Source organism: Phocaeicola plebeius DSM 17135, assembly GCF_000187895.1.
Lineage (GTDB): Bacteria > Bacteroidota > Bacteroidia > Bacteroidales > Bacteroidaceae > Phocaeicola > Phocaeicola plebeius.
Window position 1 is genome coordinate 304,517 of the sequence record NZ_DS990122.1, and the last position, 22,655, is coordinate 327,171.

Genomic DNA, 22,655 nt, shown 5'->3' on the forward strand with positions numbered 1-22,655 from the left:
TAACGTTGAAAATAAAGAAAGTCCTCGTTTCTCAGCCAAAACCGACAACAGAAAAGTCTCCCTATTTTGACATTGCTGAGAAGTACGGAGTGAAGATAGATTTTCGCCCGTTTATTAAAGTAGAAAGTTTGTCAGCTAAAGAATTCAGACAGCAAAAGGTTTCTATCTTAGATCATACAGCCGTTGTGTTTACTTCACGCCATGCTATCGATCACTTCTTTAGCCTGTGTGCAGAGTTGCGCGTAACAATTCCGGAAACAATGAAATATTTCTGTACTTCGGAAACCATCGCTCTGTATATTCAGAAATACGTTCAATACCGCAAACGTAAAGTATCCTTCGGAGCTACCGGAAAGTTTGCTGACTTGCTTCCGCAAATTATCAAGCATAATACGGAGAAATACTTTATCCCGATGTCGGATGTACACAATGACGAAGTAAAAGACTTGCTCGACAAAAACCACATTCAGCACACGGAAGCTGTAATGTATCGTACTGTCAGCAACGATTTCACTCCAGAAGAAGAATTCAACTATGACATGCTGATATTCTTCAGCCCGGCAGGTATTCAGTCATTGATGAAGAACTTCCCGAATTTTGAACAGAAAGACATTGCGATCGGAAGCTTCGGACCGACTACAGCTAAGGCCGTAAAAGATGCAGGTCTGCGTCTTGATTTGGAAGCTCCTTCAAGTGTAGCTCCTTCCATGCCGGCAGCGTTGGATATGTTTATCCGCGAACATAACAAATAAAAAATAATTCTGACAAACAAAGCGAAGCAATCCATTTTCCCATTACTTCGCTTTGTTTTATTATATACCCTCTATGAGCGATTCTCCCAAATTAACACTATCGAAAGTAGAACGACTGAACAGCCGAATTCTGATTGAAAGACTGTTTACAGGAGGCAGCAAATCATTGCCTGCTTTTCCGTTGCGTATCGTATACATGCCGGTAGAGGGAGAGAATCTACCTGCAGCCACTATTCTGATTAGCGTACCGAAAAAAAGATTCAAGCGGGCAGTCAAACGCAATCGTGTAAAACGTCAAGTACGTGAGGCCTACCGTAAAAACAAACACATCCTGCTCGATGCATTAAAAAGTTCAGGACAGAAAATTGCCGTCGCCTTTATCTGGCTCGACAATGAACTGCATGAATCGGCCGATGTGGAAGCTAAGGTGGTTAAATTGTTGCAACTTACCGCTGAACGTCTGGCATGAAAAAGTTCATATCTTTCCTGCTCCTGCTCCCCATTTATTTTTACCGGAACTGCATTTCACCTTTTACGCCTCCCTCCTGTCGCTTTACTCCGACTTGTTCTCAATATGCCATAGAAGCGATACAAAAGCACGGACCTTTCAAAGGACTTTACTTAGCCATACGACGCATTCTTCGTTGCCACCCGTGGGGAGGTTCGGGATATGACCCAGTTCCTTAAAAAGCCTGTTTTCACATGATTGACACTCCCTTTTTCGATGCACACACACATCATTTGCCTCAGCCACAGATCACTGCCATCGTAAGCTGCCGCATGGACGAGAAAACGGCTTCCTCTTACCTGCAAGCTACATTTATCTCCGCCAGCCTGCACCCGTGGTATCTCACGGAAGAAAACATTCAGCCACAAATAGATTGGCTGGTACAGACTATCCAAAGTGATTCGCGAGTAGTCGCACTGGGAGAAACCGGACTGGACAAAGTATGCGATACCCCTTTCGACTTACAAATACAGGCCTTCAGGAAAGTAATAGAGATATCAGAAATCTATCATCTCCCCTTAGTGATACATTCCGTAAAAGCCACTGAGGAGCTGCTTGCCTTGCACAAGGAATATCACCCCGCACAAGCCTGGATTATCCATGGTTTCCGGGGTAAAAAAGAACTTGCCACCGACCTGATACGACACGGATTTTATCTCTCTTTCGGAAAAAAATACCAGGAAAAAGCATTGTCCATCGTCCCTGCAGACAGATTATTATTGGAAAGCGATGAAGCAGACACAGACTTTCCAGACTTCTACCGGCAAGTAGCTTCACTACGTGGAACCTCTTTTGACAGCTTGATTGAAAATATCAAAGAAAATGCTAACCGTCTCTTTTTTAATCGCTAAAAATTGGTTATTCAGATAAAGTGTCGTACTTTTGCTTCTGTATTATTAAATAAATATGTTAAACTAAGAATTTCATTCGATGAATTTTGTAGATGAACTAAGATGGCGTGGAATGGTACATACCATGATGCCGGGCACAGAAGAATTGCTGGAGAAGGAAATGGTGACAGCTTATTTGGGTATTGACCCTACAGCTGACTCGTTGCATATCGGCCACTTGTGTGGCGTGATGATGTTGCGTCATTTCCAGCGTTGCGGCCACAAACCGCTGGCTCTGGTAGGAGGTGCAACCGGTATGATTGGAGACCCTTCAGGTAAGTCACAGGAACGTAACTTGCTGGATGAGGAAACACTGCGCCACAATCAGGAGTGTATCAAGAAGCAGTTGGGCAAATTCCTCGATTTCGAATCGGATGCCCCTAACCGTGCAGAACTGGTAAACAACTACGACTGGATGAAAGACTTCTCTTTCCTGGATTTTGCCCGCACCGTAGGAAAACACATCACCGTAAACTACATGATGGCAAAGGAATCGGTTCAGAAACGTCTGAACGGAGAAGCACGCGACGGTCTTTCATTCACTGAATTTACTTATCAGCTGTTACAAGGATACGATTTCCTGCATCTGTATGAAACCAAAAACTGCAAGCTTCAGCTGGGTGGTTCTGACCAGTGGGGAAACATCACTACGGGAGCAGAATTAATCCGCCGTACTAACGGAGGTGAAGTATTTGCCCTGACTTGTCCGCTGATTACAAAAGCTGACGGTGGTAAATTTGGTAAGACAGAATCAGGAAATATCTGGCTGGACGCACGATATACCTCTCCTTACAAGTTCTATCAATTCTGGCTGAATGTAAGCGACGAAGACGCTAAGCGTTATATCAAGATATTCACTTCACTAAGCAAAGAAGAAATAGAAGGCCTGATTGCAGAACACGAACAGGCTCCTCACTTGCGTGTACTCCAGAAACGTCTGGCTAAGGAAGTAACTATCATGGTTCACTCTGAAGCTGACTACAACGCTGCTGTAGAAGCTTCTGGCATCCTGTTTGGAAATGCAACTTCTGAAGCATTGAAGAAACTGGATGAAGATACCCTGCTGTCTGTATTCGAAGGCGTTCCTCAGTTTGAAGTAGCCAAATCAGATATTGAAGCCGGTATCAAGGCTGTAGACTTATTTACTGAAAAGGCTGCTATCTTCCCGTCAAAAGGTGAGATGCGTAAGCTGGTTCAGGGCGGCGGCGTTTCTTTGAACAAAGAAAAACTGGCTGCATTTGATCAGGAAATTACCACCGCCGACTTGCTGGATGAAAAATACCTGCTCGTACAGCGCGGAAAGAAAAACTATTATCTGGTAATTGCCAAATAAATTCTTTTAGAAAAAATACCGGAAGGCTGTCTCAATTCAATTTGGGGCAGCCTTTCTTATCTTACAGTTCCTCCATAATTCTTTATCAAACAGCAAGGAACAAATTGCCAGTACTTTCAGGCCAGTACTGCAGTACTCCCTAAGCAGTACTTTAGTACTTTCAAGGAAGTACTGGAGTACTGCCAAAGAAGTACTGGCAGGAGATGAAAATCACCTCGGGAAATAAAGCCATGGGATAAAAAAATACCGGCTGACTCCTTGTGAATCAACCGGTACTTTAGAGTATGTCTGGAAGGCAATCCTTCCGGATATTTCAGTACTTATTTCTTTGCATCCAGCTCTTTAAGCAGTTCATCTACCGCAGCCTTCAACTGTGTATCCTCTCCTTTCACCACTGTTTCAGGCGCATTCAATACATATACATCCGGCTCCAGCTCTTTGTTTTCCAGATAGCTTCCATCTGGCAGACGATAACCCACAACAGGAATACCATAAATCAAATCCGGATCCTGCATCTGTACCCAGTTTACACTGGTCATGGTTCCAGGTACCGGAGCACCTACCAGCTTACCCATCTGGCGATGTTTGTACACCCACGGCGTACCGTGTGCATTAGAATAGTTGGCTTCGCACTGTACCATGATAGAAGGCTTGTTCCAACGACGGCTCGGCATGTCGCATGCTTCACGACCACGAATCACCTGTGTCAGATACTTCTGCCCACTGAACAGCACTTCAATATCTTCATGCAAACGTCCTCCTCCGTTGAAACGGGTATCAATCACAATACCTTCGCGGTTGTTGTATTTACCCAAAATATCGGAATATACCGTACGGAAGCTGCCGTCGTCCATTGATTCGATATGTACATAGCCTAAACGGCCGTTTGACCATTTATCCACATCTGCCGCACGCTGCTTTACCCAACGTTCATACAGCAGACTGCTCAGCGTTCCACCGCTGATAGGCTTCACCACCTCATCCCAGCGTTCTTTTGATTGTGCATCGTAGCATGAAACCAATATCTTCTTGCCTGCTTTCCCGTTCAGCAACGCAGAGAAATCGGCATCTACCGGCTGGCCGTCAATCTTTTCAATCACCACACCCGGTTTTACCCGTGTAGTTTTCCGGTCAAACGGACCTTTTTCCACTACTTCGTCCACTTTCATGCCTTTTCCTGTATAATTCCAGTCATAAAGCAATCCCAAGCTGGCAGTTGCCTCTTTTACTCCCGGACGATAACGGCCACCTGTATGCGATACGTTCAGTTCGCCCAGCAGCTCACTCAACATTTCCGCGTAGTCATACTTATTATTGATATGCGGCAAGAAACGACGATAATTAGCGGTCATAGCCTTCCAGTCTACCCCATGCATATTTACCTCATAAAAACGTTTCTGTTCCTCACGGCACATATTATCATACATATAAGCACGTTCGGCAGCCAAATCCATCTTCATTTCTGCACGATAAGAAATAGGCTTCAACTTCTCACCGCCCAAATCCATTTTCTGCATGGAGCCTGAACCTAATACGAAAAGATTTTTTCCTTCCTTATCCATTTCCATATCGGCCCATCCGGAACCCATCTTGTGCAACAACTTGGTTTCCCGTTTGCGCAAATCCATCTTCCACATGTCGAATCCACGCTCAAAAGCCGACAGGTAATACAAACTTTCTCCATCTTTTGAAAGAATGGCCGAAGCGATGCTCGATGAATTCGGAGTCAGACGTACAATACGGTCCTGAATACCCTCCAGTTCCACCACAATATCTTTCACCTTGTCGGCTTCTTCTTTCTTGTCCTTATCCTCTTTTTTATCTTCTTTTTTCTTTCCGTCTTTCTTGTCCGCAGCTTTTTCCTGTTCTTTTTCCAGTTCCTTCTGGAGTTCATAATCCTCCTTGCTCATGCGGAATTTGTCGTAGGCATCCTGATTGACAAATACCATCATCACATCGTCCAACGAACCCCATGAAGCGTGATTTCGCATACCGTAACGCTCTGTAGTAAACAAAATGGCATTACCGTCCATTGTCCACTTCGGAGAGCTGCTTGTATAACCACTATTCGTCAGGTTAACTAACTCTCCCTTTCCGTCTGCACTGACCAAGGCAATGTCCGTATAAGGATCATGCTTGTTTCCGATAAACTCCAACGTAAACCATTTACCGTCGGGCGACCAGGCATAATTAAACCCTCCACTCAAGCTGTACCAGGTACTTCCATCAGTAATCTGACGTACCTTGTTCGTCTCCAGATTCAATACTTTCAGACGGATACGGTCTTCAATGAAAGCCACTTCCTTGCCATCGGGTGAGAACTTAGGATACATCCGTTCCACAGTCTTGGAAGGCAACAGCACTTCTTCTTTTATCAATGTCGCATTCGGGAAATTCAAATCCTCTTTCCGTTCAATTTCCGCCTTATAAAGCTGCCAGTTTCCATCGCGTTCGCTGGCATATACCAATGTACGGTTGTCTGCCCCGAAAGAAAGTCCTTCTTCTGCTTCAGGTGTGTGCGTAATCTGCTTGGTAGTACCATATTCCACAGAAGTCACGAACACTTCTCCACGTACAATGAAAGCCACCTGCTTGCCGTCGGGCGAAGCTACCGCTTCCGATGCTCCCCGAGTATAGCTCAATGTAACCGAAATTTCCTGATCATCCCGCGTCAATGACACATTCACCTTACTTGGCTTTCCGCCTTGTTTCTGCGTATAAATTTCTCCATTATAGGTATAGCACAGCGTACCGTCGCCTCCCAAAGAAAGGAAACGTACCGGATGTGTAGAGAATGAAGTCAGCGGTTTCACCTGTTCCGGATTATCCAGCGGGAAAGAATAGACGTTAAACGAGCCTTTGTTGCGTTCACTCAAGAAGAAAACCTCCTTACCATCCGACGAAAGCACCGGATTACGGTCCTCTCCTGCCCGCTTGGTCAGATTGGTATGCTTGCCCGATGCCATGTCGTACATCCATACATCCCGTGTGATAGAAGAAGTATGATGTTTACGCCATTCATCTTCAAATCCTTTCCGGTCCTGATACAAGAACTTGTCGCCTGCTACATTGAAACAAACCATTTCGGCAGGAGTACCCAGAATTTGTTCCGTTTTTCCACCTTCTGCAGAAACCTTATACAGTTCTGTCATGGCAGAAGTCGGAAACAATGCACTACTAGCAGGGTCTTGAATACTTGCAGAAAATACAATAAACTTTCCGTCCGGCGTAAACGCAGAAGGAATTTCCGAAGCAGAATTCGTTGTCAGTCTGCGGGCAGAACCGCCGTTAGCCGGCATAACAAACACATCTGTATTTCCAAAACGATCGCTGGCAAAAGCAATCTGTTTACCATCAGGCGACCACACAGGCGATGACTCATACGACTCTTGTGTAGTCAACTGTACTGCTTCTCCACCCTTGGCAGACACTTTATAAATGTCCCCCTTATAACAGAACAAAATTTCTTTTCCATCTGGAGAAATACGCACGTCACGCATCCATAGCGGAGTAACCGCCATGGCGTGTGCAAAAGTAGTCCCCAGCAACAATGTGCACAATATTTTTTTCCTCATAAGCTAAGTTGTTTTGCAAACAAAGGTAAGGATTCCCATCAGAAACAGAAAAAAAGTCAGAAATTATTTGGAAGGTATTCATAAAAACGCTTATCTTTGCAGCGTTTTCTGAGGAAAACACCAAAAAGTTTGGACTATGGTGTAATGGTAGCACAACAGGTTTTGGTTCTGTTTGTCCAGGTTCGAATCCTGGTAGTCCAACTATTAGGCCCTAAAAGATATCTTTTGGGGCTTTTTTTCTATCAAATTCCATTATATCCCCCTCAAAAAAACGCAAATACGTTTTGAATAAAACGCCAAAGAGTTTTACTTTAAACGCAAGTGCATTTTAAACTAAACGCCTTTACGTTTGAAAACAAATACAAAAGTATTCTGATAATACTCATCTATACCAACCTCATAAATATAAGAACAGACTATTTTCTATCAATTTAAAACCATACAAAAAGATAAAATTATCACATAAAATCTCATATAAAACACGATTTTTCATACATAAAGTTTTTTATTGCATAAAATTTCTGACTTTCAGAGAAAAGTTATACCTTCGCGCCCGATTTGAACCACACAAAAACTTATAATTTGAAAGTATAGTATGAAAATTATCTGGTCTATCCGGTCATTTAACTTTACAAACGTGCCATAGAAAGGATTCCTGGCGAGAGAAAAACTTTCTATGTTTCATTTTATAATCAACAATTTTCATGTTCACTTTTATTTCTATAATGGCTGTAGGAGTCCTTATAGGCTATCCTTTGCGCCGTAAACAAAGCATTCATAAGATACCCGTACTGATACAAATCGTAGTTTGTCTGTTACTTTTTATTTTGGGACTGTCTATCGGAACAAACAAACTTATCATTGGCAACCTGAGTTATTTCTGCCAGCAGGCAGCCATCATCTCCATGCTGAGTCTGTTGGGAAGCTCTGTAGCCGCTCTCCTTGTGTCTCACTTTTTCTTTAAGAAAGGAGCAAACCGTGAAGGGTAGTCTTTTGATTCTGATATTTTTCCTGATGGGATGCCTCATCGGCTATTTTTATACCATCGGATTCGACATTCATGAAATGTCAGTAAAAGTACTTTATGTATTGATGCTCCTGCTAGGAATGAACCTGGGAGGTAATCAAGATTTAAAAGGATTTGTCGCGCAATTTAATTTCAAGATGCTGCTCGTCCCCATTGCCACAGTATCAGGTACGTTTCTTTTTTCTGCCATCGCCGGCTTTATTTTGAGCCAGTGGAGTGTGTTCGACTGCATGGCAGTAGGCAGCGGATTTGCGTATTATTCCATTTCATCGGTCCTCATCACACAGCTCAAGACACCGAGCATGGGACTGCAAGTAGCCACGGAATTGGGAACAATTGCCTTGCTGGCCAATATCTTCCGTGAAATGACCGCACTGGTCGGTGCACCTTTCATCCGGAAATATTTTGGACGTCTGGCTCCCATTTCAGCAGCAGGCATTGGCTCTTCCGACATTCTGCTGGCCGCCATCACCAAATACTCCGGAAAAGATGCTATTCCGCTGGCCATCCTGCATGGTATTCTGATTAACCTCAGCGTGCCTTTCTTCGTTTCATTATTTTGTAACCTGTAATACAGATACGTAACTTCATGTAAACGTAACTACATAGCAACTTTTCTGTAATAAAAAACACTGACCTTTGGGCAGACTTTAAAAAAGGAGATTATTATGGAAACAGTTGCAGACAAATATGTAGTAGAATGTACGCCCGACGGTGAATATTACGCTTACCTGTGCAATCATGAACAATGCTTTGCATACGGTGAAACTGAAGAAGAAGCACTGGAAAATCTGGAAACCGCGGCAGAAGAATTCTACAATGAATTCAATTCTATTTTCTACATGGAAGATATAGCCTGATACTATATTGAAAAAACGCACATTGTAAGTAAATTGCCGATATTTAGTCATTTCTCAAAAGCCATTTCTGTGGGACGCAGGAATGGCTTTCTTCTTGCTCCGTCTTCTCGCTTGTTGAAACAAGTTATTCATTTGACAGTCATACCCTTGTAATATACATTCCCTTCTTTTGTACAGCGTTAAGAAAAACATGAAGCATGAAAGAAAGACCTTATTACCGGACCATTGTGGTGTCGGACATTCATTTGGGAACTACCCATTCGAAAGTAAACCAAATTAGCGATTTTCTTAGTAGAGTAGACTGCGGACGACTGATTCTGAACGGTGACATCATCGACGGATGGCATCTGCAGAAATCCGGCATCAGCAAATGGAAAGCGGAACATACGCACTTTTTTAAAATCATCATGAAAATGATGGAAAAACACGGTACGGAAATCATTTATATCCGCGGCAATCATGACGATTTTCTTGACAATCTTGCTCCACTACAATTCACCAACCTGACCATTACAAAAGATTATATACTGGAAAGCAATGGAAAGCATTATTTCGTAACACACGGCGATGTGTTCGATAAGGTAACTACCAGCATGAAATGGCTGGCTAAATTGGGAGATATAGGCTATACGCTCCTGCTGTGGCTCAACAGCCAGTACAACCGCTATCGCGTAAGAAAAGGAAAACCTTATTATTCACTTTCACAGGCCATTAAGCAGAAAGTAAAATCTGCCGTATCCTATATTTCTGATTTTGAGAACGTACTGGTAGACTTCGCGAAGAACCGTCAGTGCGAAGGGGTTATCTGCGGTCATATCCACCATCCGGAAAACCGCATGATCGACCAGATACACTACCTGAACTCAGGCGACTGGGTAGAAACCATGTCGGCACTTACTGAAGACGAAAACGGGGAATGGAAAGTAATCTATTACACCGAATTGGAACAGCAGGCTACGAAACCTGAAGAAAACAATGTCATACCGCTAATACCTATCGCATCATGAAAATCTTATTTATCGTTCAGGGAGAAGGAAGAGGACACCTCACGCAAGCCATTTCGATGGAGAGACTGCTTAGAAGCAACGGACACGAGGTGGTAGAAGTGCTCGTCGGAAAAAGTGAATCCAGACGGCTTCCGGGATTTTTTATCCGGAACATCCAGGCTCCTGTCAAACAGTTTATCAGCCCCAATTTCCTGCCTACCCACACCAACAAACGGGTAAACCTGACACGAAGCATCTTATATAACTTGTTGAAAGTACCGGAATATGCAGAAAGTATATGCTATATTAACCGGCATATCAAAGAAACCGGTGCCGAACTGGTCATCAACTTCTATGAATTATTGACCGGACTGACTTATTTCTTTTTCCGTCCGGCAGTACCTCAAATCTGTATCGGTCATCAGTACCTGTTCCTTCACAACCAATTCAAATTACCCAAAAAGAACAAATGCAGTCTGTTTTTCCTGAATTTCTTTACACGACTGACTGCATTGGGTTCCTCACAAAAACTGGCCCTCTCCTTCCGTTCCATGCCAGAAGACAATCATCAGCACATCAGCGTGGTTCCTCCTTTGTTGCGACAAGATGTATTGCAGCAGGAAAGTAAACCAGGCAACTACATCCATGGGTATATGCTGAATGCGGGATTCTCTGAAAATATTCTGAACTGGCATAAAAAACATCCGGATACCCCTCTCCGCTTTTTCTGGGACCATTGGGAAGAAGAACCTGTGAAAAAAATAGACTCCACACTTTCTTTCTATCAACTTGACGATATAGAGTTTCTTCGCCAGATGGCAGGCTGCAAGGCATACGCCAGCACGGCAGGATTCGAATCGGTGTGCGAAGCCATGTATTTAGGAAAACCCATCCTGATGGTACCGGCACATATTGAACAAGAGTGTAATGCTTTCGATGCCATGCAGAACGGAGCAGGTATCATCGACCACAATTTTAACTTGAGTAACTTACTGCGTTTTTCTCAAAACTACAAACCAAACCGCCTGTTTGTGGAATGGGTGAAATCAGCAGAATACATCATATTGAATGAAATAGAGCGATTTGCTCCGCAAAATACCCTGCAAGGAATGTATCTAGTAGAAGAGTTTGTGTAAAAAAATCTAAATAATCGTTCTGAAATCATATTGTAACATAAAATCCTTTTCTTTGCAAAAAAAGTGATTTTATGGTAACAAGAAATAGAAAAAAAGAAAAGCCTTATTTGGAAAGAGACATCAGTTGGATGTACTTTAACCGCAGAATCCTGCAGGAAGCAACCCGAAGTCATGTGCCATTGCTGGAACGAATGGCCTTTCTTGGCATCTATTCCAACAACCTGGATGAATTTTTCCGTGTCAGAGTAGCTTCTCAAAGCCGCATTGCTGAGTGCATGGATAAATCGGCTGCCAAGGAAAGAGAAAAAGCAAAAAAACTGCTTAAGCAAATCGGAAAACTGAACGCACGTTACGTAAAGGATTACGAAGAAGCTGTAAGCAGTGTGACAGAGGATCTGAAAAAAGAAAATATTTATCTGGTATCCAATTCGGAGGTTACTCCCGAACAACTACAGTTCATCCAGTCTTTCTATAAAGAAAAGCTGAATGGACTTATTGTGCCCGTATGGTTCTCAGCCGTTAAGTTATTGGATTACGAAAACGATGAAAATATCTACCTGGCCGTAAAGGTAAGCAAGAACGGCAACAAGCCAATGGCGGACTATGCTTTTCTGGAACTCCCGGTAAATATTTGCGGACGTTTTGTGCAACTACCGGATCATGAAAATAAAAGTTATCTGATGTATCTGGACGACGTCATCCGCTGCTGTCTTCCGCTGGTGTTCGAAGGACTGGGATACGACAAATACGAAGCCTATGCCTTTAAGTTTACCCGCGACGCGGAAATGGAAATTGACAACGACCTGCGCACCGGTACACTTCAAAAGATTTCAAAAGGGGTAAAGAGCCGTAAAAAAGGAGAACCTCTTCGCGTAATCTATGATAACAACATGCCGAAAGACCTGTTGAAAAGGGTGTTGAAAAAACTTGAACTCGACAGCCTGGACACAGTAATCGAAAGCGGACGTTACCAGAATCACAAGGACTTAATGAAATTCCCGGATTGTGGACACAGCAACTTGAAATACCCGAAATGGCCTCCTATCCTGAAAAAAGAACTCGACGGGCCAGAGAGTCTGTTGAAAAAAATTCAGGAGAAAGACCGCTTTATCCACGTGCCTTATCATAATTTCGACTCCTTCATCCGTGTGCTTCAGGAAGCAGCTGTCAGCAAGCAGGTTACAAGCATTAAAATTACACTCTACCGTCTGGCTAAAGAATCAAAGGTAGTAAAAGCTCTTATCGGAGCTGCCCGCAACGGAAAGAAGGTAACCGTAGTCATTGAATTGCTGGCTCGTTTCGACGAAGCGTCCAACATCAACTGGTCAAAGAAAATGCAGGATGCCGGCATCAAGGTGATTTTCGGTGTAGAAGGCTTGAAGGTTCACTCCAAGATTACGCACATTGAAATGAAAAGCGGACCGGATATTGCTTGTATCAGTACCGGAAACTTCCACGAAGGAAACGCCAAGATGTACACAGACTGCATGTTGATGACAGCTTATCCCAAAATCGTGAAGGATGTAAATCAGGTATTCGAATTCATTGAACGTCCTTACACTCAGATACGGTTCAAGGAACTGCTTGTTTCGCCAAATGAAATGAAGAACAAGTTTGTGACATTAATCAACAACGAAATAAAGAACAAGAAAGCCGGAAAACCTGCTTACATCAAGATAAAGATCAATCACATCACCGACCCGATTATGGTGGAAAAACTATATGAAGCTTCGGAAGCAGGCGTAGATATTGACCTGGTAGTACGTGGCAACTGTTCACTGATTACCAATGTACCCGATGTCAGCACACACATCCAGATTCATGGCATCATCGACCGCTATCTGGAACATTCACGCATTTTCATCTTTGCCAACGGAGGAGAAGAAAAGATATACTTAGGCTCTGCCGACTGGATGCCTCGCAACTTGGATCACCGTATCGAAGTGATTACTCCGGTCTACGATCCGGCCATCAAGGGAGAAATGAAACGCATTGTAGAATACGGTCTGAAGGATACCCTGCAAGGACGTATAGTAGACGGTGCAGGCGACAATCTGTTCTGGAGTGAAGAAACGGAAGAAGCTCCTTTCCGCTCACAGGAAGCGCTCTACAATTATTACCTGGCCGAAAATGAACAATAACTTAAATGTGATATTATGGACAATATGCTAAAAGACTGCAAGACGTACTATGGAGCCATTGATATTGGTTCGAATGCAGTAAGATTGCTCATCAAATGTGTAGAAGAAGACGAACAAGGAAAGGTTTTCTTTTCAAAAGTGCTTCTATTGCGTGTCCCTCTGCGTCTGGGATTTGACGTATTTGCGATGGGGAAAATTTCCGAAACCAAGGAAAAGAACATGCTCCGTCTGATGAAAGTGTTCCATCACCTGATGAAAATCTACGATGTGGAAGACTACCGTGCATGTGCCACCTCTGCCATGCGTGATGCAAAGAACGGAAAAGATATTATCAAACGCATCAAAAAGAAAACGGGAATCCGCATTGAAATCATTGACGGACAGGAAGAAGCCAAAATGATATACAACAACCACATTGAATGCATGGAAGACCGTAACGGAAACTATATGTATGTGGATGTGGGTGGAGGTAGTACCGAAATCAACTTGCTTTCACAAGGAGAACTCGTATGCAGCCGTTCGTACAACATCGGTACAGTACGTATTCTGAACAATGCCGTAAAGGAAACTGAATGGGAACGGTTGAAAAAGGATATGCAGGAACTGGCTATTTCTTACCCCGGTACGAACATCATCGGTTCGGGTGGAAACATCAACAAACTTTATCGTCTGGCCGAAAAGAAAGACAAGAAAAAGCAACGAATTACAGTGGAAGTGCTGCACAAACTGCATGAAAGCCTGAACAAGCTATCTGTAGAAGAACGAATGGAAAAATACCAACTCAAACCCGACCGGGCTGACGTAATCGTTCCGGCTGGCAATATATTCCTGACCATTGCAGACATTATTCATGCTACGCATATTTATGTACCTGTAATCGGACTTGCCGACGGTATCATCGACGGACTGTACGCCAGTCACCTGGAAGAGAAACAGAAGATTTTAGGCATTCTTCCAAGTAAAAAAGATGCTTCGGACACACCTGAAGATACGGAAGAATAATTCTTATTTTTCTGATAATAAAAACCGCTTTATGAGTAAATTTCTCATAAAGCGGTTTTTTATTATTCACAACCTGTTTATAAACTGTTATTTCACATAAATATGTTGTATTTCAAGAATATACATCTTATGTAAATTACCATGTCCCTCACCATACCAACGGTTTATTAACAGCTTATCCACAAACTTATCCTCCTGAATCATGTCTGTATATAATTTCTTGCACACCAAAACCAGACGTGCCTGTTCGTACGAAATGGTTCCATCTTCCATTACATAAGGTTTCAAGCCTGAAGCAGCTACTTTATCCATATCCCGGCCTGATTTGGAACCACAGATTTTATGTACCTCTTTATGCTCTTCTCCTAAAAAAGACAAGGTCAGCTTATCTCCTTCTTCGATAAACTCGTATGTATAACGTTCCGGACGAATAAAGATGAAAGCAACTGGCTTTCCCCATAAAATACCGGTTCCTCCCCAACTGGCGGTCATCATGTTAAACTTTTCCTGCGTACCGGCCGTCACCAGCATCCACTCTTTGCCAATGGCATCAAACATATTGTCCTGCAATTCAGACACACTAATTTCCTTCATATCCATTCATATTTAGTTTTTGCAAAACTAAATATTTTTCCTCTTTCCGCCTTTCCCCTTTTTTTATTTTTTAAGCCGAATTAAAATCCTATCCCCTCAAAATATCTTTTCCTATCTCGGCCTTTTAAAGTATCTTTGCAAGGAATATCATTAACTAAAAAAGAAAGGATTGAACCGTGGCAAAAGACAATGAGGTTGTACTGACCCCGATGATGAAGCAATATTTCGACTTGAAAGCAAAACATCCGGATGCCATCATGCTATTCAGGTGTGGCGACTTTTATGAAACTTACTCGGAAGATGCTGTAGCAGCTGCTGAGATTTTAGGAATCACCTTGACAAAACGTGCCAACGGTCAAAGCAAAACGGTGGAGATGGCGGGGTTCCCCCATCATGCACTCGATACCTACCTGCCTAAACTGATTCGTGCGGGACGAAGAGTCGCTATCTGCGACCAGCTGGAAGATCCGAAGACAACTAAAAAGCTTGTCAAACGCGGAATTACGGAACTGGTCACACCGGGAGTAGCCATCAACGACAACGTACTTTCTTACAAGGAAAACAACTTCCTGGCTGCCGTGTATTTCGGAAAAACAGCTTGTGGTATATCTTTCCTGGATATTTCTACCGGTGAATTTCTTACCGCCGAAGGACCTACTGACTATATCGACAAACTATTGAATAATTTTGCGCCCAAAGAAGTGCTTTTTGAACGCGGAAAGAAACCCATGTTCGAAGGAAACTTCGGCAGCAAATTCTTTACGTTCGAACTGGAAGACTGGGTATTCAATGAAACGTCTGCAAAGGAAAAGTTACTGAAGCATTTCGAAACCAAAAACCTCAAAGGTTTCGGAGTGGAAAATCTTCATAACGGCATCATTGCTTCCGGAGCCATCCTGCAGTATCTTGACATGACCCAGCACTACCAGATTGGACACATCACTTCTTTGTCACGCATTGAAGAAGACCGTTTCGTACGCCTGGATAAATTTACGGTACGCAGTCTGGAACTTGTGGGCAGCATGAATGAAGGCGGTACCTGCCTGCTGGATATTATCGACCACACCATCAGCCCGATGGGAGCCAGAATGCTGAAACGCTGGATTGTATTCCCGTTGAAAGAAATCAAACCTATCAACGAACGTCTGGATGTGGTGGAATTCTTTTTCCGGGAGCCGGAATTCAAGGAATTCGTCGAAGAGAAACTTCATCTGATTGGCGATTTGGAGCGTATTTGTTCCAAAGCTGCCGTAGGACGTATTTCTCCTCGAGAAGTCGTACAACTGAAAACGGCCTTACAAGCTATCGAGCCCATCAAAAATGCCTGCCTGAATGCAGATAACGAGAGCTTGCGCCGTATCGGTGAGCAACTCAACCTGTGCGCATCTATCCGCGATAAAATAGCTAAAGAAATTCAGAACGACCCTCCCCTGCTGGTCAACAAAGGAGGCGTGATTGCCGACGGAGTAAATGCCGAACTGGATGAGCTTCGTAAAATTGCGTATTCCGGAAAAGATTATCTGTTGCAGATACAACAGAGAGAAAGCGAACTGACAGGCATTCCCAGTCTGAAGATTGCCTATAACAACGTATTCGGATATTACATCGAGGTACGTAACACACACAAGGATAAAGTCCCTGCAGAATGGATTCGCAAGCAGACACTGGTCAATGCAGAACGTTACATTACTCAGGAACTGAAAGAATACGAGGAAAAGATTTTAGGAGCAGAAGACAAGATTCTGATTTTAGAAACCAAGTTATATAACGAACTGGTTTGTGAACTGGCCGAATTTATTCCTGCCATCCAGATCAATGCCACACAGATAGCACGCCTGGACTGCCTGCTGTCATTTGCCAACGTGGCTCGTGCCAATAAATACATCCGTCCGAATGTGGTGGACGATGATGTGCTTGACATTCGTCAGGGCCGTCATCCGGTTATTGAGAAACAATTACCACCGGGAGAAAAGTACATTGCCAACGATGTGTATCTCGACACGGAAGAGCAGCAAATCATCATTATCACCGGACCGAACATGGCCGGTAAGTCGGCTTTGCTCCGACAGACTGCCCTCATCACCCTGATGGCGCAGATCGGATGCTTTGTCCCTGCCGAAAGTGCGCACATCGGCCTTGTAGATAAAATTTTTACCCGTGTAGGTGCCAGCGACAACATTTCTGTAGGAGAATCTACGTTCATGGTCGAAATGAACGAGGCAGCCAATATCCTCAACAACATTTCTCCGAGAAGCCTGGTGCTTTTTGATGAATTGGGAAGAGGAACTTCCACCTACGACGGTATTTCCATTGCATGGGCTATCGTGGAGCATATTCATGAACACAAGAAAGCCCGCGCACGTACCCTTTTTGCAACGCACTACCATGAACTGAACGACATGGAAGCTCAGTTCAAACGCATAAAGAATTACAACGTATCGGTCAAAGAAGTGGACAACAAAGTCATTTTCCTTCGCAAGCTGGAAAGAGGCGGAAGTGCACACTCCTTTGGTATCCACGTAGCCAAGATGGCCGGTATGCCGAAATCCATTGTCAAACGTGCCGACGAAATATTACATCAGTTGGAAGCGGAAAACCGACAGGAAGGTATTTCAGCCAAAGGACAGCCCAGCAAACAGACTGCATCCGACGGAATACAGCTCAGTTTCTTCCAGTTGGATGACCCCGTACTCTGCCAGATCAGGGATGAGATTCTGAACCTGGATGTAAACAACCTGACACCGCTGGAAGCCCTGAACAAACTGAATGACATCAAAAAAATTGTAAGAGGAAGATAATTTGTAACGCTTATGTCAACCATTATTTATCCGGCCCCTATATTCGGCCCCGTCCATAGCCGCCGACTCGGCGTATCCCTCGGAATCAACCTGCTTCCGGGAGACGGTAAATTCTGTACATTCGACTGCATCTATTGCGAATGTGGATACAACAAGGATTTCCGTCCCAAACAAAAGGTACAGACACGTGAAGCCGTACGTGAAGCACTCGAAAAGCGTCTGGCCGAGATGAAAGAAAACGGTCCTTTTCCAGATGTACTGACTTTTGCCGGCAACGGAGAGCCGACTGCCAATCCTTATTTTCCAGAGATTATTGAAGATACACTGGCCCTGCGCGACAAATATTTCCCCAATGCTAAGGTCAGCGTACTGAGCAATGCTACCCTTATCCACAACCCGAAAGTGTTTGCCGCACTTAACAAAGTAGACAACAACATTCTGAAACTGGATACTGTGGACATGGATTATATCCGGACAGTGGACCGTCCTACCGGACACTATGAGGTGGAAAATATCATTGAAGGCCTGAAAGCATTTAAAGGGAACCTGATTATTCAGACTATTTTCATGAAAGGTACCACGGAAGACGGAAAAGATGTGGATAACACCTCCGATAAATACGTACTTCCCTGGCTGGAAGTGGTCAAGCAAATAAATCCCCGCCAGGTAATGATTTATACCATCGATAGGGAAACTCCCGACCAAAAGCTTAAAAAAGCGACTAAGGAAGAATTAGACCGCATAGCAAGACTCGTAGAAGAAGCAGGTATCAAAGCCAGTGCTTCGTATTAAAAAAACAACAGCGTGTACGAACTTCACCAGGAAATTCGTACACGCTGTTGCTTTTTTAATATGACTTATTCAGGACTTTTCTTCTATCTTGGAATGATAGCTCTCATAAGAGCCCCATTTCGCTTTATAGACCTCCGATTTACCTGAAGGAACCATTATTTTCAGAATATTCTCCTTAAATGGGAATGGATTACCTACAAGTTCCGGTGCTTCCTCTCCCTCAAAAGTAATTGTTTCTACAGTAGAATTTGTTCTTAACGCCTGGTCTCCCACTTTCTTCACCGATTTAGGAAGGATTATTTCTTTCAACTTTCTGCAACCTACAAAAGTCCATCCTTGAACTTCAGAAAGACTCCGAGGAAATGCAAAAGAAGTCAAAGACGTACAATTCTGAAACGCTCCTATTTCTACCATACAATCAGCCGTTTTCATTTCCCCCACATAGGCAACTTTAGTTAATTGTTCACAGTCACTGAAGGCCTGATAACCTATTCGCTGTATATTATTCGAAAGAGTTACAGACGTTAATTCCACTACTCCTCTGAAAGCTTCGTCATCTATCTCCTGCAATTCTGCTGAAAATACAACCTCTTCCAAATGTGTACCTAAAAAAGCCTGCGAACCTATTTTTTTCAATGAAGCAGGAAAAGCAACCTTTTTCAATCCTGTTTCACGAAAAGCATCGGAACTGATTTCCTGCAGAGCCGTTTTAGACAGGTCAACTTCTGTCAAAGCCACACAATCTTCAAACGCATGTCCACCTATCTCCTTTAAAGAAGCGGGAAACGCGACAGAAGCCAATTTCTGGCTTCCTGAGAAAGCTTGAAGCTCTATAACCTCCAATCCCTCATTAAGCACTAAAGATTCGATATGAGAGTCTCTGAAAGCCCCAGAAGCTATACTTTTCACTTCTGCCGGAAGTACAACCTGAGTTAAAGAAGGATCTTTTATACCGGTTAATATTCCATTTTCTATCACAAAAGGAGATTCTACATTCTCACCGGCATCTTCACCGGGTTTTTCTTCCGTTGTTTCATCTCCCTCTGCACCATCTTGATGAACGACTTCTATTTTAAAGGAATGCACTTTCCCAAGCGTAACTGTTCCTCCTCTACTCCACCATTTATAATTTGAGGCATCCTGCAATTCCTGCACCACAAACATCAGCTCAGCAGATGTTCCTTTCACAAACCATGGACGACTTTCCAACACAAAATGAGCTATTCCTTTTTGATTGGTAATGACCTCGGCCAATGGCTTTACGGTATGATCTTTCTGAAAATCTTTATAACGATTCTCATCGTATAAACCAACTGTTTTATTTTCCAAAGGCTCCCCTTTTGAATTGCATACGAAAATTTCTACAGTTGCAGGAGTTTCATTCAAAGATGGATTCTCCTTCTTGCAGCTTAGAAAAAGCATACACATGCTCCACAAAGCTACGGACACAAATTTGATTATGTTCATAGATTATTAATTAAAAAGATAGTGATTTTTTTCTGTATATTTATAACAAAGAAAAGAGAAAAAGGTTTTCAGGCAATTTCTTATTTAACTAAAATAATCTGATTGATTTTATATATACCTCTTTTTATATAGAAATCATAAACATTTATTTATCAACTATTTACATTTGTTTTAACTTTGTAGAATTGTACAAAATCTCCACATTACGATGAGGATAAATTACCCATTTAGCAGATTACGGAATCTCAGCTATTTTTTATTTTCGTCTGATTATCAAACCATTAAGCTTTACACTGCATTTTGGCATTCTATTTGATTTACTGTTAGCGTAGAAACTTACTTAACTAACTATTAAAATTGAAGCAATATGAAAAAGTTATTTGTAGCAGTAGCATTGGTAATGGGATTAGGAACTTCAGTTGCGTTTGCAGAAAACTTCCACGCAAGTGTAGACAGTGTAACCATTGTAAATGAGTTCAAACCCATCGAAGTAAAAGATCTTCCACAAGCTGTTCTGGATGCAGTTGCAAAAGACTATGCTGAATTTACCATCAAAGAAGCATACGTAGAAGAAGTGGAAGGAACAAAAACCTACAAAGTAGTTCTGACGGACGCAGAAGACAACACAGCCGCCGTGTTATACACTGAAAAGGGTGAAGTATTGGAATAAGCACTCACACGATTGACGGGAATGTGCCAAGTACGGCATGTTCCCGTTTTTTTATTTTTCCACTTATATGAAATAAAAAATCCTGATTCAAAATGAACCAGGATTTTTTTTCGCGGTGCGTACGGGACTCGAACCCGTGACCCCATGCGTGACAGGCATGTATTCTAACCAACTGAACTAACGCACCATTAAGTTTTTCTTTCGTTGCTTTCTCTCTCGATTGCGGTTGCAAAGGTAGGCGTTTTTTTCAAACCTACAAACTTTTTGGATGTTTTTTTTCTAACTTTTTTCAATAAAAATCATAACATGCTGATTTTCAATATAGATTAAAATCATTTTTTTTCGCTTAAAAGAAGAGTCATAAAGCTACATCAGACTGTTTTCCCAAAAATATTTGCAGAACGTACTTACGAAAATGAAAAAATAAACCTGCTTTCTTTAAGTTTCACTTATGAGAAACCTATGTTTTCGGAAGCAGAAACATACATTTTTCTTACCGGAAACGTAAGGTTCAGCTCCGGAAAACATAAAAAACGATGATTCATTTTTGATTTATCGCATTTGCATCAGCACATTTATCACACGATATTGAGGAAAAGAAGAAACGTATGGACATAAAAAAAGGAGTTCCGCTGAACTCCAACCTTTGTTAACCTTAAATCTAATACTATGAAAAACACGATGCAAAGGTACGGACTTTCTGGAATTATGCAAGTTTTGTGTGCGTTTACATGTGTTTTATAACATACATTAAGAAGCTGTATTCTTGCTTTAAAAGCCATTAACAAGCAAGCTGAGACTTTTTAAAGTCCCAGCTTGGCAGATATTTCCAACATTTTCTGAATAGGCTTAATGGCTTCCTGAGCGATGGCTTCGTCCACATTGACTTCCGGCCATTCGTATTTCAGGGTATTGTACAACTTTTCAAGTGTATTCAGGCGCATGAAGTTGCACTCGTTGCAAGCGCAGGTGCTGTCTTCAGGAGGCGCAGGAATAAAGTTCTTTTCCGGACATTTTTTCCGCATCTCATACAGAATACCGCTTTCTGTGGCTACGATAAAGTCTTTCTTGTCGCTGGCCATAGCGTATTTCAGCAATCCGGCTGTAGAACCGATTTTGTCTGCTAATTTGGCCACAGCCCCCTTGCATTCCGGATGAACCAATACCTGTGCATCGGGATACTGCTTTTTCAATTCGATAATCTTTTCCACAGAGAATTTCTCATGTACATGGCAAGCACCGTCCCATAACAGCATCTGACGTCCGGTGATAGAGTTGATGTAATTTCCCAAGTTCTTATCAGGACCGAAAATCAGTTTTTCATCTTCCGGGAAACTTTCCACAATCTGGCGGGCATTGGTCGATGTCACTACCACGTCAGTCACCGCCTTGACGGCAGCGCTTGTATTGACATACGAGATTACCTTGTAACCGGGATGGTCTTTTACGAAAGCAGCAAACTTATCAGCCGGACAGCTGTCGGCCAAAGAGCATCCGGCATTCAAGTCGGGAATCAACACTTTTTTGTCCGGACAAAGTATCTTGGCGGTTTCACCCATAAAGTGTACCCCACACATCACAATAATCTTTGCATCCGTTTTGGCAGCCCACTGAGCCAGTGCCAGACTGTCTCCAATGAAGTCTGCTATTTCCTGTATTTCGTCTGCCTGGTAATAGTGGCCTAGGATTACGGCATCTTTTTCACGACACAGTCTTTTGATCTCCGTTTTCAGATCAAGCGCTTTTTCTACGGGTTCATCCACATAACCCTTTTTCAACCATTCTTCTTTCTTCATTATTAGATTATATTTTTTCTTCTTTTTAAAAGAAACAATGATACTGATAATATCCCGTTAATAATGTTAGTAAAAATAACACCCTTTTTTTTGTTTTTCCGTTATCAGCATTCGGGTGGAGGATATGAATAACTGATAAACATGCTTACATATTGATAATTTTGATTTTATCTATTCTATTAACAATTTGTTGATACGTTGCAAAGTTAAAAACTTTTCGTGTATTCATTCCTGAAAATTCGGGAAGAATGTGTTTAAACTGTCAGTGAAAATTATCTCTAACTTTTTTGGATTGTTGGTTTTGAGCGTGCTATAATCTATTTGTGGA

The 22,655-nt window shown here is 42.5% G+C and carries 19 protein-coding genes and 2 tRNA genes; 16 read left to right on the top strand and 5 right to left on the bottom strand.

Annotated features, from left to right (window positions below; all coding sequences use genetic code 11):
* Positions 1–5 precede the first annotated feature (5 nt).
* The 5 genes from BACPLE_RS05330 (at position 6) to tyrS (ending at position 3,483) form a co-directional block, all read left to right on the top strand.
* Positions 6–752 (top strand): uroporphyrinogen-III synthase, encoded by a 747-nt coding sequence (locus BACPLE_RS05330; protein WP_007559592.1) that lies wholly within the window; start codon positions 6–8, stop codon positions 750–752.
* 73 nt (positions 753–825) lie between these two features.
* Entirely contained in the window at positions 826–1,221 is a 396-nt protein-coding gene (gene rnpA / locus BACPLE_RS05335) for a ribonuclease P protein component (RefSeq protein ID WP_007559594.1), read from the top strand.
* Complete coding sequence (gene yidD / locus BACPLE_RS18800; protein ID WP_007559596.1) at positions 1,218–1,439, top strand: membrane protein insertion efficiency factor YidD; 222 nt, start codon at positions 1,218–1,220, stop codon at positions 1,437–1,439. The genes rnpA and yidD overlap by 4 nt, the downstream gene beginning before the upstream one ends.
* Before the next feature lie 15 nt (positions 1,440–1,454).
* The gene (locus BACPLE_RS05340) at positions 1,455–2,111 is read left to right on the top strand and encodes a TatD family hydrolase (RefSeq protein WP_007559598.1); all 657 of its coding nucleotides are present in this window, start codon (positions 1,455–1,457) and stop codon (positions 2,109–2,111) included.
* Positions 2,112–2,190: 79 nt separating this feature from the next.
* Positions 2,191–3,483 (top strand): tyrosine--tRNA ligase, encoded by a 1,293-nt coding sequence (tyrS, locus tag BACPLE_RS05345; RefSeq protein ID WP_007559600.1) that lies wholly within the window; start codon positions 2,191–2,193, stop codon positions 3,481–3,483.
* Positions 3,484–3,803: 320 nt separating this feature from the next.
* On the opposite strand, the gene BACPLE_RS05350 is transcribed toward tyrS, so the two are convergent.
* Positions 3,804–7,058: a S41 family peptidase gene (locus BACPLE_RS05350; protein WP_007559602.1), complete on the bottom strand. Its 3,255-nt coding sequence runs from the start codon at positions 7,056–7,058 to the stop codon at positions 3,804–3,806.
* A gap of 130 nt (positions 7,059–7,188) precedes the next feature.
* On the opposite strand from BACPLE_RS05350, the gene BACPLE_RS05355 reads away from it, so the two are divergent.
* From BACPLE_RS05355 to BACPLE_RS05390, 8 genes are all read left to right on the top strand, one after another.
* Positions 7,189–7,259: transfer RNA gene (locus BACPLE_RS05355), tRNA-Gln, on the top strand.
* Positions 7,260–7,762: 503 nt separating this feature from the next.
* Complete coding sequence (locus tag BACPLE_RS05360; RefSeq protein ID WP_007559604.1) at positions 7,763–8,047, top strand: LysO family transporter; 285 nt, start codon at positions 7,763–7,765, stop codon at positions 8,045–8,047.
* Entirely contained in the window at positions 8,037–8,657 is a 621-nt protein-coding gene (locus tag BACPLE_RS05365) for a LysO family transporter (protein WP_007559607.1), read from the top strand. Before BACPLE_RS05360 ends, BACPLE_RS05365 begins: the two co-directional genes overlap by 11 nt.
* 96 nt (positions 8,658–8,753) lie before the next feature.
* Positions 8,754–8,945 carry a type II toxin-antitoxin system HicB family antitoxin gene (locus BACPLE_RS05370; RefSeq protein WP_007559609.1) on the top strand — a complete coding sequence of 64 codons (192 nt, stop codon included), beginning with the start codon at positions 8,754–8,756 and terminating at the stop codon, positions 8,943–8,945.
* 197 nt (positions 8,946–9,142) lie between these two features.
* The gene (locus tag BACPLE_RS05375; protein WP_007559612.1) at positions 9,143–9,952 is read left to right on the top strand and encodes a UDP-2,3-diacylglucosamine diphosphatase; all 810 of its coding nucleotides are present in this window, start codon (positions 9,143–9,145) and stop codon (positions 9,950–9,952) included.
* Positions 9,949–11,067, top strand: coding sequence for a glycosyltransferase family protein (locus tag BACPLE_RS05380; protein ID WP_007559614.1), 1,119 nt, complete (start codon positions 9,949–9,951; stop codon positions 11,065–11,067). Before BACPLE_RS05375 ends, BACPLE_RS05380 begins: the two co-directional genes overlap by 4 nt.
* Positions 11,068–11,138: 71 nt before the next feature.
* Complete coding sequence (locus tag BACPLE_RS05385; RefSeq protein ID WP_007559615.1) at positions 11,139–13,208, top strand: RNA degradosome polyphosphate kinase; 2,070 nt, start codon at positions 11,139–11,141, stop codon at positions 13,206–13,208.
* 15 nt (positions 13,209–13,223) lie between these two features.
* Positions 13,224–14,210 (top strand): Ppx/GppA phosphatase family protein, encoded by a 987-nt coding sequence (locus BACPLE_RS05390; protein ID WP_007559617.1) that lies wholly within the window; start codon positions 13,224–13,226, stop codon positions 14,208–14,210.
* An 87-nt stretch (positions 14,211–14,297) separates the two neighbouring features.
* Here BACPLE_RS05390 and BACPLE_RS05395 read toward each other — a convergent pair whose 3' ends face one another.
* Entirely contained in the window at positions 14,298–14,804 is a 507-nt protein-coding gene (locus BACPLE_RS05395) for a flavin reductase family protein (protein WP_040312474.1), read from the bottom strand.
* A 209-nt stretch (positions 14,805–15,013) separates the two neighbouring features.
* Between BACPLE_RS05395 and mutS the strand changes: the two genes are divergently transcribed.
* Both mutS and BACPLE_RS05405 read left to right on the top strand, forming a co-directional pair.
* A complete protein-coding gene (gene mutS, locus BACPLE_RS05400) occupies positions 15,014–17,602 on the top strand; it encodes a DNA mismatch repair protein MutS (RefSeq protein ID WP_040312475.1) in 2,589 nt (862 codons plus the stop codon).
* Between the two features lie 12 nt (positions 17,603–17,614).
* The gene (locus BACPLE_RS05405) at positions 17,615–18,394 is read left to right on the top strand and encodes a radical SAM protein (RefSeq protein WP_007559624.1); all 780 of its coding nucleotides are present in this window, start codon (positions 17,615–17,617) and stop codon (positions 18,392–18,394) included.
* 69 nt (positions 18,395–18,463) lie between these two features.
* On the opposite strand, the gene BACPLE_RS05410 is transcribed toward BACPLE_RS05405, so the two are convergent.
* Positions 18,464–19,861, bottom strand: coding sequence for a leucine-rich repeat domain-containing protein (locus BACPLE_RS05410; RefSeq protein ID WP_007559629.1), 1,398 nt, complete (start codon positions 19,859–19,861; stop codon positions 18,464–18,466).
* A 367-nt stretch (positions 19,862–20,228) separates the two neighbouring features.
* Here BACPLE_RS05410 and BACPLE_RS05415 point away from each other — a divergent pair, with 367 nt between their 5' ends.
* Positions 20,229–20,531 carry a hypothetical protein gene (locus BACPLE_RS05415; protein WP_007559631.1) on the top strand — a complete coding sequence of 101 codons (303 nt, stop codon included), beginning with the start codon at positions 20,229–20,231 and terminating at the stop codon, positions 20,529–20,531.
* A 113-nt stretch (positions 20,532–20,644) separates the two neighbouring features.
* Here the strand turns inward: BACPLE_RS05415 and BACPLE_RS05420 are convergent.
* Both BACPLE_RS05420 and nadA read right to left on the bottom strand, forming a co-directional pair.
* Positions 20,645–20,718: transfer RNA gene (locus tag BACPLE_RS05420), tRNA-Asp, on the bottom strand.
* 616 nt (positions 20,719–21,334) lie between these two features.
* Complete coding sequence (gene nadA, locus BACPLE_RS05425) at positions 21,335–22,327, bottom strand: quinolinate synthase NadA (protein ID WP_007559633.1); 993 nt, start codon at positions 22,325–22,327, stop codon at positions 21,335–21,337.
* Between the last annotated feature and the right edge of the window lie 328 nt (positions 22,328–22,655).